We start from the raw sequence: 13,829 nt of genomic DNA, 5'->3' as shown, positions 1-13,829 counted from the left end.
TACGAATGACGACCACCTTCGGGTGGTCGTTCCGTTTCAGCCCTGGCTCAGGACCGTGTCGAGGTCTGCGGCGCTGCAGCGGGTCTGCGCAGCTGCGTAGGCCTGGGAGAACACATCGTTGCCTTGCCCGAGCAGCCAGGCACGGTCTTCCTTGTAGCGCAGCATGTGCTTGAAGTTGCGCAGACGCTCGGTCTTGCGCAGGGGGCGACGATAGGTGCGCATATCGGCGATGTCGATCAGGCCGAGATGGCCTTCGGGTGTCAGCACCACGTTGCCCAGGTGTGCAGAGCGGAAGTAGATACCCGACTCGTGCAGTTGCGCAATGAAGATCCCCAACTGGCGCCGCAGCCCGTCGTCGTTGCCATGGTCGTCCAGCAACTGGCGCAGGGTCTTGCCGGGCAGTGGGTCGTAGTGCACCGCATCGCGGGCGATCTCGGCAATGCGATAGACCTCGCGCACCCGCGGGCACGGAATGGCGCGCTCGGCGAGAACCCGGCAGTTGTCGGCGAAGCGCCGGGCATAGGGGTACCACGCTGCGGAGCTGATCAGCCGCTTGCGCCGGAACAGTTTCAGCATCGAGCCGTCGCGCAGGCGCAACACCTTGTCGCCGGTGCCATCGGCTTCCAGAACGTGCGCTCCTTCGCGTAATGCGAGGTAACGGGCATGGTCGAGCGCTTGCATCGAAACTCCTGTGTAAAGCCAGCCGGCTATATTACCCCAGCACGAAGTGGCAAAAACCGCTTGTGCTACAATCCCGCACCTTTTTCATACGACGGACTCTCATGACTGCTCCCGATTCGTCCGGCCCTTCGAGCCTGAAGATCTACTTCCGTCTGCTGAGCTATGTGAAGCCCTACCTGGGCACTTTCCTGGTCAGTATCGTCGGCTTCGTCATCTTCGCGTCGACCCAGCCCATGCTGGCTGGCATCCTCAAGTATTTCGTCGATGGATTGAGCAACCCCGAAGCGGTGCTGTTCCCCACTGTGCCCTACCTGAGGGACCTCCAACTACTCCAGGCCGTGCCACTGCTGATCGTACTGATCGCCGCCTGGCAGGGGCTGGGTTCCTACCTGGGCAACTATTTCCTGGCCAAGGTCTCTCTGGGCCTGGTGCACGACCTGCGTGTCGAGTTGTTCAACAAATTGCTGGTCCTGCCCAACCGCTACTTCGACAATCACAACTCCGGCCACCTGATCTCCCGTATCACATTCAACGTGACCATGGTCACCGGTGCGGCCACCGATGCCATCAAGGTGGTGATCCGCGAAGGTTTGACCGTGGTGTTCCTGTTCGTCTACCTGCTGTGGATGAACTGGAAACTGACCCTGGTGATGCTGGCGATCCTGCCACTCATCGCGATCATGGTGAGCAGCGCGAGCAAGAAATTCCGCAAGCAGAGCAAGAAGATCCAGGTGGCGATGGGCGACGTGACCCATGTCGCCTCCGAGACCATCCAGGGCTATCGCGTGGTGCGCAGCTTCGGCGGCGAGCGCTACGAGCAGGAGCGTTTCGCCAGCGCCAGCCAGAGCAACACCGACAAACAGCTGCGCATGACCAAGACCGGCGCGGTCTACACCCCGATGCTCCAACTGGTGATCTACACCGCCATGGCGGTGCTGATGTTCCTCGTGCTGTTCCTGCGCGGTGAGGCTACAGCGGGTGATCTGGTGGCCTACATCACCGCCGCCGGCCTGTTGCCCAAGCCGATCCGCCAGCTCTCCGAGGTCAGCTCGACCATCCAGCGCGGCGTGGCCGGCGCGGAAAGCATTTTCGAACAACTGGATGTCGAGCCCGAAGTCGATAGCGGCACTGTCGAGCGTGATCGCGTCAACGGTCGCCTGGAAGTGCGCAATCTGAGCTTCACCTACCCGGGCACCGAGCGCCCGGTGCTCAGCGATATCAACTTCACCGCCGAGCCAGGCCAGATGATTGCTCTGGTCGGTCGCTCCGGCAGCGGCAAGTCGACCCTGGCCGGCTTGATCCCACGCTTCTACCAGCATGAGCAAGGCGAGATCCTCCTTGATGGAGTCGAGGTAGAGGACTATCGCCTGCGCAACCTGCGCAGGCACATTGCCCAAGTGACCCAGCACGTCACCTTGTTCAATGACACTGTGGCCAACAACATCGCCTACGGCGACCTGGCAGGTGCGCCTCGTGATCAGATCGAGGCAGCCGCGGCGGACGCTTATGCCAAGGAGTTCATCCAGCAACTGCCACAAGGCTTCGATACCCAGGTCGGCGAGAATGGTGTGCTGCTCTCCGGTGGTCAGCGCCAGCGCCTGGCGATTGCCCGAGCCTTGCTCAAGAACGCGCCGCTGCTGATCCTCGATGAAGCGACTTCAGCGCTGGACACCGAGTCCGAGCGGCACATCCAGGCGGCTCTCGACCAGGTAATGAAGGGCCGGACCACCCTGGTCATCGCCCACCGGCTGTCGACCATCGAGAAGGCCGACCTGATCCTGGTGATGGACCAGGGGCGTATCGTCGAGCGCGGCAGCCATGCCCAGTTGCTCGCCGCGAACGGCTACTACGCCCGCCTCCATGCCATGGGCCTGGACGAGCCAAGCAAGGCCGACATCACCTGATACACACCTCCGGGGCGCTCTGCGCCCCGCGCTGTTACAGGACATTACTGCTGTAATCTGGCAAGTGCGTCGCCTGTGCTAATATCCCGCCCCTGTTCATTTTGTCTGATGGGTTCTCCATGAAGTTGTCCATGCCGCGTTTCGATCAAGCCCCGGTACTGGTGGTCGGCGATGTCATGCTCGACCGCTACTGGCATGGCGGTACTTCCCGGATCTCACCCGAGGCGCCGGTGCCGGTAGTCAAGGTCGAGCAGATCGAGGACCGTCCCGGCGGCGCGGCCAACGTGGCTCTGAACATCGCTGCGCTGGGCGCGCCGGCTGCGCTGGTCGGTGTCACCGGCCAGGACGAGGCGGCCGAGAGCCTGGCCAGCAGCCTGCAGGCGGCGGGCGTGCGCTCGGTGTTCCAGCGCATCGCGCACCAGCCGACCATCGTCAAGCTGCGGGTCATGAGCCGTCACCAGCAACTGCTGCGCATCGATTTCGAGGAACCCTTCGCCACCGACCCGCTGTCCCTCGGCGCGGAAGTCGATACCTTGCTGGAGGGGGTCAAGGTGCTGGTCCTGTCTGACTACGGCAAGGGCGCACTGCGTAATCACCAGAGCCTTATCCAGGCGGCCCGCGAGCGTGGCATCCCGGTTCTGGCCGACCCCAAGGGCAAGGATTTCTCCATCTACCGTGGTGCCAGCCTGATCACCCCGAACCTCAGCGAGTTCGAGACCATCGTAGGCCGTTGCGCCGACGAGGCCGAACTGGTGGCCAAGGGCGGACAACTGATGCGCGAACTCGAACTGGGCGCCTTGCTGGTGACCCGCGGCGAGCACGGCATGACCCTGCTGCGTCCGGATCATCCGGCCCTGCATCTGCCCGCCCGTGCCCGCGAAGTGTTCGACGTGACCGGTGCTGGCGATACGGTGATTTCCACCTTGGCCGCGGCCATTGCCGCAGGCGAAGACCTGCCCCACGCGGTCGGTCTGGCCAACCTGGCCGCCGGCATTGTGGTCGGCAAGCTGGGTACTGCAGCGATCAGCGCCCCGGAACTGCGTCGTGCGATCCAGCGTGAGGAAGGCTCCGAACGCGGCGTGCTCAGCCTCGACCAGTTGCTGCTGGCTATCGACGATGCTCGCGCGCACAAGGAAAAGATTGTTTTCACCAACGGTTGCTTCGACATCCTCCATGCCGGTCACGTGACCTACCTGGAGCAGGCGCGGGCCCAGGGCGATCGCCTGATCGTCGCGGTCAACGACGACGCCTCGGTGAGCCGCCTGAAAGGCCCGGGTCGCCCGATCAACAGCGTCGACCGGCGCATGGCGGTACTGGCCGGTCTCGGTGCGGTGGACTGGGTGATCAGCTTCCCGGAAGGCACCCCGGAAAACCTGCTGAGCCAGGTCAAGCCGGATGTGCTGGTGAAGGGAGGTGACTATAGCGTCGACCAGGTGGTCGGTGCCGATATCGTCAAGGCCTACGGCGGGACGGTGAAGGTGCTGGGGTTGGTGGAAAACAGCTCGACCACGGCGATCGTCGAGAAGATCCGCAAGAACTGAAACAAGGAAAGGGCCTGCATTGCAGGCCCTTCTTCTATCTGGAGATCAACGCGGTCCCCTGTGGGAGCGGGTTCACCCGCGATTGCGGTGGTGGATTCACCGACGTCATCGCGGGTAAACCTGCTCCCACAGGGGCTGCGGCCGCGCCTGAGTCTTTATTTGCTCAGGCCGCCCCGCGCCATCTGCAGCAACTCCTTCGCCTTCCCCGTCAACCGGTGCAAGCCACTGTCCGGCTTCTTCGGCGTCAGCCCCTGCTGGCGCAGCCAATCCTTCCAGCGAATCCGCTCCTCCTTCACCACCCAGCCTTCCTGCTGCGCGAAACTCTCGGCCAGGTACAGGCCACGGGTCCCGGCCGGTACCAGGCGATCCTTCTTCAACTGATACAGCTCCGGCAGTGGCTGGCCATCCTCCAGCGGCATCAGGTAGAGGTCGGGTCGGCCACGGTCCAGGCGGGCCACCAGTTGGTCGCCTTCAAGACGCTCGTCGACATGGAACAGGCTCAGCGACTTGGCTTCCTTGGGCACCTGCAGGCGCAGGTCGTAGATCAACTGCAGCGAGGCCGTGGGCAGGTGCACATAAGCCCGCGGCCGTTCGATCAGTTGCTGGTTGCCGCAGCGCACCGGGCGCGCTGCGCCGGTATGCGGGGTCAGGGTGAAGGGCAGGGCCTCGCGGTAGTGCAGGGCGGCGGCGTAGGGTGCCGGCAGCCAGGTGTCGTTGAAGCGCCCGCCGAGCCAGCCTTCGGGGGTTTCCAGCAGGCATTCCTCGGCGACTTCCTGCACCGCGGTGTGCAACGGCAGGTTGAGTTCCTGAGCCGGCACGTAACCGGAGATCAGCTTGAGCACCACGTCGCCACGATCTTGTCGGCGCTGGCGCACCAGTACCCAGTAATCGCGGTGCTGCCAGCACAGGGTCAGGCGCACCGAGACACCCAGGTTGGCCAGTTCGACGGCGAAACGCTCACTGTCCGGCAACTGGATGGCCTTGCGCCGCTGCAGGGTCTGGGCGAAGTTCAGCGGTCGGCCGATGCTCTGGTAGCTCAAACCCTCCGGTCCGGCTTCGACATGGAGGGGCAGGGTCTTGAAGTTGCTCGGGTTCTTGCGGATCAGCGTTCGCGGCATGTCGGCTCCTTCTTGCGTTGGGGTCGGCCGCGGCGGCGGCTCAGTGCTGGCGCAACACCTGCGCGACGGTCGCCACGTTGTGGGCCAGGTGCAGCGGGTTGATGGTCCCGACAATAGCACTGCTCACGCCGGGATGGGCAAACAGCAGCTCGAAGCTGGCCTTCACCGGATCGACTCCGGGGCTCAGGCACACATGGCCGCTGGCCAGGGCCTTCTTCACCAGGATCGCCTTGCCGTGGGCTGCGGCGTAGTCGAGGACCGGGCGCTCGGTCTGCTCGTTGAGATTGTAGGTGACCATTGCGCAGTCGCCCTGTTCCAAGGCTTTCAAGCCACCCTCGACGGTCTTGCCGGAGAAACCGAAGCCACGGATCTTGCCTTCCTGCTTGAGCAGGGCGAGGGTCTGGTAGACCTCTTCCTGTTCGAGGATGCGCAGGTCGTCGCCGCTGGAGTGGACCAGAACAAGGTCGATGAAGTCTGTTTCCAGTCGTTTCAGACTGCGCTCCACCGAAGCGCGGGTATGGACGGCGCTGAAGTCAAAGCGGGACTGGCCGTCATCGAACTCCTCGCCGACCTTGCTGACGATCACCCACTGGTCGCGTTGTCCACGCAGCAGCGGGCCTAGGCGTTCCTCGCTGCGGCCGTAGGCCGGCGCGGTGTCGATCAGATTGATGCCCAACTCGCGGGCCTGGGCCAGCAGCAGGCGGGCGGTGTCATCGTCAGGGATGGTGAAGCCATTAGGGTATTTCACCCCTTGGTCGCGGCCCAGCTTGACGGTGCCCAGGCCCAGCGGCGAAACCGACAGGCCGGTGCTACCCAGCGGGCGATGCAGGTCGTGCAGAATCGGCAGGGTCATGGCAGCAGGCGCTCCCATTCCGGTTGGGCCAGTGGCGGTTTCGGCAGGTCGGGCAGGGCGGGGCAGTTGCCCGGCTTGATGCCGTCGCGGTCGAGGGCCTGCAGCACGCGGTCGGCGAAGTCCGGGGCCAGGGCCAGCTTGGTCGGCCAGCCGACCAGCAGGCGCTGCTGGTCGGCGAGGAAGGCGTTGTCGGGACGTACCAGGCCAGATTGCGCCGGCTCCGCACGGTCGACGCGCAGGGTGGCCCAGCGCACCTGGCTGAGGTCGACCCACGGCAGCAGGCCGGCGACTTCCTTCTTCGCCGCGGCGATCTGCGCGTCCGCTTCGCGGGCCACGCCGTCGGCTTCGGCGATGTCGCCGCCGAGATACCACACCCACTGGCCGTCGGCGGCCGGGTGGGTGGTGACGGTGATGCGCGGTTTCGGTCCGCCGCCCAGGCAGTGGGCGTACAGCGGTTTCAGGCTCGGGCCCTTGGCCAGGACCATGTGCAGCGGCCGGCGCTGCATGGCCGGCTGGTTCAGACCGAGGTCGGCGAGCAGGTCAGCGGTCCCTGCACCGGCGCTGAGCACCACGCGCTGGGCGCGGATCTGGCGGCCGTCGACGCGCAGGCCGACCAGATCGTCGCCCTCGCGCAGCGGCTCGATCTGCTCGCCGGCGAGCAGGCTGTCGCCGCCCAGCTCGGCCAGGCGTTGCAACAGGCTCGGCACATCGACCACCAGTTCGGCCAAGCGATAGACCTTGCCCTTGAAGCCGCGGTCCTGCAGGGCTGGCGGCAACTGGTCGCCTTTGACCTGGTCGACGCGGCCGCGCACGGCCTTGCTGGCGAAGAAGCTGGTGAGGTTGCCGGCGATCGTGCCGGGCGACCAGAGATAGTGGGCTTCGGAGAGCAGGCGCACGCCGGACAGGTCAAGTTCGCCGTCGCCTGCGAGGGCCTCGCGCCAGCGTCGCGGCATGTCGGCGATGGCTTCCGAGGCGCCGGTCAGGGCACCGTGCAGCGCGTACTTGGCGCCGCCGTGGATGATGCCCTGGGACTTGAGGGTCTGCCCGCCACCGACGCTGGCGCGTTCCACCAGCACCGTCGAGTAACCCAGGCGCCGCAGGCGGGCGTTGAGCCAGAGACCCGCGACCCCCGCGCCGACGATCAGGACGTCGGTGGAAATGACCGATGACATGCAGTTACCTCAACAAGCTGGACAGGCGGGCAAGTATACGCCTGTTGCAGCCCATCAATGCCCGGCGGTTTTCGAGAACAGCTGGATCACCACCACGCCGCCGACGATCATCGCCATGCCGAGCATGGCCGGCACATCCAGCTTCTGGTTGTAGATCACCAGCGCGACGATGCTGATCAGGACGATACCCAGGCCCGACCAGATCGCATAGGCGATGCCCACCGGAATGCTGCGCACCACCAGGGTCAGCATCCAGAACGCGATGCCGTAGCCACACACCATCAGCAACAACGGCAACGGCGTGTTCAGGCCCTTGACCGCTTTCATCGAAGCAGTGGCAATGACTTCGGCGCAAATGGCGATGGCGAGATAGGTGTAGGCATTCATGATTCGGACTCCTCTGATGGCTCGCGCATTCTAGGGCTTGGCCGGATGCGGTAAAGTCATTTCCTATCAGCTAGGGAGATAGGTTAGATGGTCCAACCGCAGTGGAGTCTGGAGCAGGTTCGCCTGTTCGTCGAAGTGGCCGAGCGGCGTTCGTTTTCCGCCGTGGCCCGGGCCGAAGGGCGGGCGCAGTCGGCCGTGAGCAATGCCATCGCGCTGCTGGAAACCGACCTGGGCGTGACCCTGTTCGAGCGCAGCAGCGGGCGTCAGCCGCAGTTGACCGAGGCGGGGACCGCATTGCTGGAAGACGCCCGGGAGCTGCTGCGCCAGTGCGAACGCCTGGATGGCCGGGCTTCGGCATTGATGCGGGGCCAGGAGCCGCGCTTGCGCCTGGCGCAGGATGAGGCGATGCCCTATCCACCGGTAATCGAGAGCCTGGACGAGCTGTCGCAGCGCTTCCCGTTGCTGGAAGTGCAACTGGCCAGCAGCGCCCAGGGTGATGTGGCGCGGCAACTGGTGGAGCGGCGGGCGGACCTTGGCTTGATGTTCCACCATGAGCGGGTGTCGGATGCGCTGGAGCGGCGCGTGCTGGGCAGCATCGAGATGGTTACCGTGTGCCCGCCGGGGCACCCGCTGGCGGCACTGGAGCGGGTCAGTTGCGAGGACCTGGCGCGGCACCGGCAATTGCTGGTCAATCCGCGGGATGGGGGGTATGCGGGGGGCGAGCCGGCCAGTCCGCAGGTGTGGCGGGCGGACAGTTTCTATGTGATGGCCGAATTGCTGATGCGCGGGCTGGGCTGGGCCTGGTTGCCGCGGCATGTGGTGCAGTATCCGACCTACCAGCAGCATATGGTGGCGCTGGAGTGCGAATGGCGGCCGCCGGCGCTGGTGGTGGAGCTGGCTTGGCGCAGGGATGAGCCGTTGGGGCCGGCGGCGCAGTGGTTGGCAGAGCGGTTTGCGTTGCATCTGCGGAAAATGGGGTGAAGCATTGGGGCCGCAGCGCAGCCCCAATTCAGGCGACACCTTTTCCTCCTGCTTCCTTGTACACTTGCGCGCCATGAACAGAACCCTCTATACCCTGCTGTTTCACCTGGGCCTGCCGTTGGTTGCGCTGCGCCTGTTCCTTCGTGCGCGCAAGGCCCCGGCCTATGGCCAGCGCATCGGCGAGCGCTTCGCCTTCGGCCTGCCGCCGTTGAAACCTGGCGGGATCTGGGTGCACGCGGTGTCGGTGGGCGAGAGCATCGCCGCGGCGCCGATGATCCGCGCGCTGCTGCAACGTTATCCACAGTTGCCGATTACCGTCACCTGCATGACCCCCACCGGCTCGGAACGGATCCGCGCGATGTTCGCCAACGAGCCGCGCATCCAGCACTGCTACCTGCCCTACGACCTGCCTTGGGCGGCGTCGCGTTTCCTCGACCGGGTCCAGCCGAAGCTGGCGATCATCATGGAAACCGAACTGTGGCCGAACCATATCCACCAGTGCACTAAACGCGGAATTCCCGTGGTGTTGGCCAATGCGCGGCTGTCCGCGCGCTCGGCCCGCGGCTACGCACGCTTCGCCGGCCTGACCCGGCCGATGCTGGAGGAGATGAGCCTGATCGCGGCGCAGACCGAGACTGAGGCCGAGCGCTTCCGCCAACTGGGTGCACGTCCGCAATGCGTCGAGGTGACGGGCTCGATCAAGTTCGACCTGAAGATCGACGAGCACCTGCTGCCCCGCGCCCGCGAGCTGCGCGGGCAGTGGGGCGCGACCCAGCGTCCGGTGTGGATTGCCGCCAGCACCCACGATGGCGAGGACGCGCTGATCCTCGCCGCGCACAAGCAACTGCTGGAGATCCATGGCGATGCCTTGCTGATCCTGGTCCCGCGTCATCCCGAGCGCTTCGATGCCGTGAATGGGCTGTGCAGCGAGGCGTTCGCCACGGTACGACGCTCGTCCGGCGCGGCGGTGGACGGGAAGACCCGCGTGCTGCTCGGCGACACCATGGGCGAGTTGCTGTTCCTCTACGCACTCGCTGATATCGCCTTCGTCGGCGGCAGCCTGGTGCCCACGGGAGGGCACAACCCGCTGGAACCGGCGGCGCTGGCCTTGCCGGTAATCATGGGACCGCATGTGTTCAACTTCCTGGAAATCAGCGCGATGTTGCGGGAGGCGGGGGCTTTGCAGGAGGTGGATGATGCCGAGGGCCTGGCGGGGGCGGTGCGGCGCTTGATCGAGCTGCCAAAGGATGCGCGGAGTATGGGTGATGCCGGGTTGGCGGTGATGCGGGCCAATCAGGGGGCGTTGCAGCGGTTGCTGGAGGGGCTGGGTCGTTTGATCCGGTAACTGTGGTGGATTCATCGCGGGCGTTGCCCGCGATGAGGCCCTTAAGGCCGGGCCTCGAAATTGGCCTTGGCCGCCGCCGCCAGGTCCGGCGGCAGGAAGTCCTTGTCCGGGTTGTAGTCCGGCTTCAGCCAGCGCCCCAGGTCCTGCAGGTCCTGCGGGCTCAGCGTCCCGGCCGCCTGCTTCAGGCGCAGGTTGTCGAGGATGTAGTCATAGCGGGTATTGTTGTAGTCGCGCACCGAGGTGTACAGCTGACGCTGGGCATCGAGCACGTCGACGATGTTCCGTGTCCCCACCTGATAGCCGATTTCCGTGGCTTCCAGCGCGCTCTGGTTGGAAATGATCGACTGCTTGCGCGCCTGCACCTGTTCCACGTCGGTGTTCACCGCGCGGTGCAGGTTACGGGTGTTTTCCACCACCTGGCGGCGCAGGCTTTCGCGCTGCTGCTCGGTCTGGCTCAGGCGCTGGTAGGCCTCGCGCACCTGCGAGCTGGTCAGGCCGCCGCTGTAGATCGGGATATTCAACTGCAAGCCGATGCTGGTTTGCTCGACCGGGCCGCCATAGGCCTGTGGCAACTGGTTGGGATTGGTGAGGCCGAAGCTGTCGTTGTCACCGCGTTGGTAGCGCGCCACCGCGTCCACCGTCGGCGCGTGCCCGGCCTTGCGCTGGCGCAGGGTTTCCTCGGCAGCCTGTACGGCATGGTTGGTAGCTTGCAGGTTGAGGTTCTGCTGGGTGGCGGTATCGACCCAGGCCTTGGCGTCGTTTGGTGCCGGCACCTGCACCGGCAGGGTGTGGACCACGCCCTGCAGCGAGTTGTAGTCGCGGTTGGTAAGGGTCACCAGGGCCTGGAAGGCATCCTGCACGCGGCGCTCGGCGATGATCCGGTTGGCCCGCGCGGTGTCGTAGCTGGCTTGGGACTGCAGCACGTCGGTCTTGTCGGAGAGGCCGACATCGAAGCGCTCGTTGGACTGATCGAGCTGGCGCTTGAACGCTGCTTCCTCGGCCTTGGTCGAGGCCAGGTTGTCCTGGGCGCGAAGCACGGCGAAATAGTTTTCCGCGCTCTGCAGGATCAGGTTCTGCTCGGTGGCCGACAGTTGCAGCGCGGCCTGCTCGTTGACCGCCTCGGCGGCTTGCAACTGGAACCAGCGGTCGGCGCGGAAGATCGGCTGGGACAGGGTCGCCTGCCAGGAGTTGCCGCTGCGGTTCGAGGTCACCGAAGGCTGGTCGATGCTGGTACGGGTGCTCATCATCTCGGCACCGGCGGACAGGTTCGGCAGCAGGCCGGCACGGGCCTGGGGCACCACTTCGCGGCGGGCGCCGTAGTCGGCACGGGCGGCAGCGAGGTCGGCGTTATTGTTCACCGCCTCCTGGTAGACGCTGACCAGATCGGTCCTGTTCGACAGCGATGGGTCCGCGGCCCAGGCCATTCCGTTGGAAGCACAAGACACGGCGAGCGCCAGTGAGAGTTTGCGCAGCATAGGGCGATCCTTGAACGAAAGGGTAATTCTGAACTTGCGAGTGTAGTTTGTGTAAGCACCTCGCAACAATCTGACAATTGCGCCATTTGTCCTGCTTGTGGCGGGAGGGTTGGCGTTTGTCGCCACTCCAGTCTAGACTGCGAACGTTCTTGTCGGGGTGCCTTGCGTTGAGGCTGAGATCGGATAATTCCGGATCCCGTTGAACCTGATCAGGTTAGCGCCTGCGTAGGGAACAAGATTGCTCGCTTCCCGCGAGCCCTCTTGTGCCGGGTCCGGGAATGTCGAGTCAGCTGTCACAGCCGCCAGACACCCCCGTATTCCAGCACAGCACCGCCCCCGGTGCGTCCGTGCCTGCATCAGGTTCACTCCGACATCCAACCCGTCAGGAGAGCCTGTGATGAGCAAACAAGAAAAATACCCGAGCAACCTGAGCGAATCCGCCCAGGTCGACCAGCAATCCGTGCAACCCTTCACCCGTTCGCGCAAGGTCTTCGTCGAAGGCTCGCGTCCGGACATCCGCGTGCCCATGCGGGAAATCAGCCTCGACGATACCCCCACCGATTTCGGCGGCGAAGCCAACGCCCCGGTGCTGGTCTATGACACCTCCGGCCCGTACACCGACCCCAACGTTGTGATTGATGTGCGCAAGGGCCTGGGCGACGTGCGTTCGGCCTGGATCGATGACCGCGGCGATACCGAGCGCCTCGCTGGCCTTTCTTCCGACTTCGGCCAGCAGCGCCTGGCCGACGCCGAACTGACCAAGCTGCGCTTCGCCCATGTGCGTAACCCGCGCCGTGCCAAGGCCGGCGCCAACGTCAGCCAGATGCACTATGCGCGCAAGGGCATCATCACCGCCGAGATGGAATACGTCGCCATCCGCGAAAACATGAAGCTCCAGGAAGCCCGCGCCGCCGGTCTGCTTGACCAGCAGCATGCCGGCCACAGCTTCGGCGCCAGCATCCCGAAAGAGATCACCCCGGAGTTCGTCCGCGAGGAAATCGCCCGCGGCCGCGCCATCATTCCGGCCAACATCAACCACGTGGAGCTGGAGCCGATGATCATCGGCCGCAACTTCCTGGTGAAGATCAACGGCAACATCGGCAACAGTGCCCTGGGTTCCTCCATCGAGGAAGAAGTGGCCAAGCTGACTTGGGGCATCCGCTGGGGTTCGGACACGGTGATGGACCTGTCCACCGGCAAGCACATCCATGAAACCCGCGAGTGGATCATCCGCAACTCGCCGGTGCCGATCGGTACCGTGCCGATCTACCAGGCCCTGGAAAAGGTCAACGGCGTGGCCGAGGACCTGACCTGGGAGCTGTTCCGCGATACCCTGATCGAACAGGCCGAGCAGGGTGTGGACTACTTCACCATCCACGCCGGCGTGCTGCTGCGCTATGTGCCGCTGACCGCCAAGCGGGTCACCGGCATCGTCAGCCGTGGCGGCTCGATCATGGCCAAGTGGTGCCTGGCGCATCACAAGGAAAACTTCCTCTACACCCACTTCGATGAAATCTGCGAAATCATGAAGGCCTACGACGTCAGCTTCTCGCTGGGCGACGGCCTGCGTCCGGGCTCGATTGCCGACGCCAACGACGAAGCGCAGTTCGGCGAGCTGGAGACCCTGGGCGAGCTGACCAAGATCGCCTGGAAGCATGACGTGCAGTGCATGATCGAAGGCCCGGGCCACGTGCCGATGCAGTTGATCAAGGAGAACATGGACAAGCAGCTGGAGTGCTGCGACGAGGCGCCGTTCTACACCCTCGGCCCGCTGACCACCGACATCGCGCCGGGCTACGACCACATCACCTCGGGCATCGGCGCGGCGATGATCGGCTGGTTCGGTTGCGCCATGCTCTGCTACGTCACGCCGAAGGAGCACCTCGGCCTGCCGAACAAGGATGACGTGAAGACCGGGATCATCACCTACAAGATCGCCGCCCATGCTGCGGACCTTGCCAAGGGCCATCCGGGTGCGCAGATCCGCGACAACGCCTTGAGCAAGGCGCGCTTCGAGTTCCGCTGGGAAGACCAGTTCAACCTGGGCCTGGATCCGGATACCGCACGTTCGTTCCACGATGAGACCCTGCCGAAGGACTCGGCCAAGGTCGCGCACTTCTGCTCGATGTGCGGGCCGAAGTTCTGCTCGATGAAGATCACCCAGGAAGTGCGTGAATACGCCGCCAACCAGCGCATCGACGCGGTGGACGTGGCGGTCGAGGACGGCATGCGCGAGCAGGCCGAGCGGTTCCGCCAGGAAGGCAGCCAGTTGTACAAGAAAGTCTGAGGTAAACCGGGGCCGCCGAGGCGGCCCCGATCGCTGGCTTGCCAGCGATGAGGCCCTCGAAACCAACAAAAAACTCCTGCCGAGA

11 protein-coding genes and 1 riboswitch are annotated in these 13,829 nt (G+C 64.8%); of the genes, 5 read left to right on the top strand and 6 right to left on the bottom strand.

What is annotated here, in order from left to right:
• Positions 1–36 precede the first annotated feature (36 nt).
• Positions 37–681 carry a phosphotransferase gene (locus AC5QPF_RS29370; RefSeq protein WP_494961089.1) on the bottom strand — a complete coding sequence of 215 codons (645 nt, stop codon included), beginning with the start codon at positions 679–681 and terminating at the stop codon, positions 37–39.
• Between the two features lie 101 nt (positions 682–782).
• Between AC5QPF_RS29370 and msbA the strand changes: the two genes are divergently transcribed.
• Both msbA and hldE read left to right on the top strand, forming a co-directional pair.
• Positions 783–2,585, top strand: a complete 1,803-nt coding sequence (msbA, locus tag AC5QPF_RS29365; RefSeq protein ID WP_494961088.1) for a lipid A export permease/ATP-binding protein MsbA — start codon at positions 783–785, stop codon at positions 2,583–2,585.
• Between the two features lie 119 nt (positions 2,586–2,704).
• Positions 2,705–4,126 (top strand): bifunctional D-glycero-beta-D-manno-heptose-7-phosphate kinase/D-glycero-beta-D-manno-heptose 1-phosphate adenylyltransferase HldE, encoded by a 1,422-nt coding sequence (hldE, locus tag AC5QPF_RS29360; RefSeq protein WP_494961087.1) that lies wholly within the window; start codon positions 2,705–2,707, stop codon positions 4,124–4,126.
• Between the two features lie 155 nt (positions 4,127–4,281).
• On the opposite strand, the gene AC5QPF_RS29355 is transcribed toward hldE, so the two are convergent.
• From AC5QPF_RS29355 to AC5QPF_RS29340, 4 genes are read right to left on the bottom strand one after another with little or no spacing between them, the layout of a single operon-like run.
• Positions 4,282–5,244, bottom strand: coding sequence for a metal ABC transporter ATPase (locus tag AC5QPF_RS29355; RefSeq protein WP_494961086.1), 963 nt, complete (start codon positions 5,242–5,244; stop codon positions 4,282–4,284).
• Positions 5,245–5,284: 40 nt separating this feature from the next.
• Positions 5,285–6,097 carry an aldo/keto reductase gene (locus AC5QPF_RS29350; protein ID WP_494961085.1) on the bottom strand — a complete coding sequence of 271 codons (813 nt, stop codon included), beginning with the start codon at positions 6,095–6,097 and terminating at the stop codon, positions 5,285–5,287.
• The gene (locus AC5QPF_RS29345; RefSeq protein WP_494961084.1) at positions 6,094–7,269 is read right to left on the bottom strand and encodes an FAD-dependent oxidoreductase; all 1,176 of its coding nucleotides are present in this window, start codon (positions 7,267–7,269) and stop codon (positions 6,094–6,096) included. Before AC5QPF_RS29345 ends, AC5QPF_RS29350 begins: the two co-directional genes overlap by 4 nt.
• 54 nt (positions 7,270–7,323) lie before the next feature.
• Positions 7,324–7,656: an SMR family transporter gene (locus AC5QPF_RS29340; RefSeq protein WP_494961083.1), complete on the bottom strand. Its 333-nt coding sequence runs from the start codon at positions 7,654–7,656 to the stop codon at positions 7,324–7,326.
• 87 nt (positions 7,657–7,743) lie between these two features.
• Here AC5QPF_RS29340 and AC5QPF_RS29335 point away from each other — a divergent pair, with 87 nt between their 5' ends.
• Together AC5QPF_RS29335 and waaA are read left to right on the top strand one after the other, a co-directional pair.
• Complete coding sequence (locus AC5QPF_RS29335; RefSeq protein WP_494961082.1) at positions 7,744–8,637, top strand: LysR substrate-binding domain-containing protein; 894 nt, start codon at positions 7,744–7,746, stop codon at positions 8,635–8,637.
• 73 nt (positions 8,638–8,710) lie between these two features.
• Positions 8,711–9,982, top strand: coding sequence for a lipid IV(A) 3-deoxy-D-manno-octulosonic acid transferase (gene waaA / locus AC5QPF_RS29330; RefSeq protein ID WP_494961081.1), 1,272 nt, complete (start codon positions 8,711–8,713; stop codon positions 9,980–9,982).
• 41 nt (positions 9,983–10,023) lie between these two features.
• Here the strand turns inward: waaA and AC5QPF_RS29325 are convergent, their stop codons facing one another.
• A complete protein-coding gene (locus AC5QPF_RS29325; protein WP_494961080.1) occupies positions 10,024–11,457 on the bottom strand; it encodes a TolC family outer membrane protein in 1,434 nt (477 codons plus the stop codon).
• 143 nt (positions 11,458–11,600) lie between these two features.
• Positions 11,601–11,706, top strand: a riboswitch (TPP riboswitch).
• A gap of 148 nt (positions 11,707–11,854) precedes the next feature.
• Here AC5QPF_RS29325 and thiC point away from each other — a divergent pair.
• Positions 11,855–13,744: a phosphomethylpyrimidine synthase ThiC gene (thiC, locus tag AC5QPF_RS29320; protein ID WP_494961079.1), complete on the top strand. Its 1,890-nt coding sequence runs from the start codon at positions 11,855–11,857 to the stop codon at positions 13,742–13,744.
• The last annotated feature ends 85 nt before the right edge of the window (positions 13,745–13,829 follow it).

The sequence above is a fragment of the Pseudomonas sp. Con_6 genome, assembly GCF_059379395.1.
This window is presented reverse-complemented; position numbering and strand designations above follow the sequence as displayed.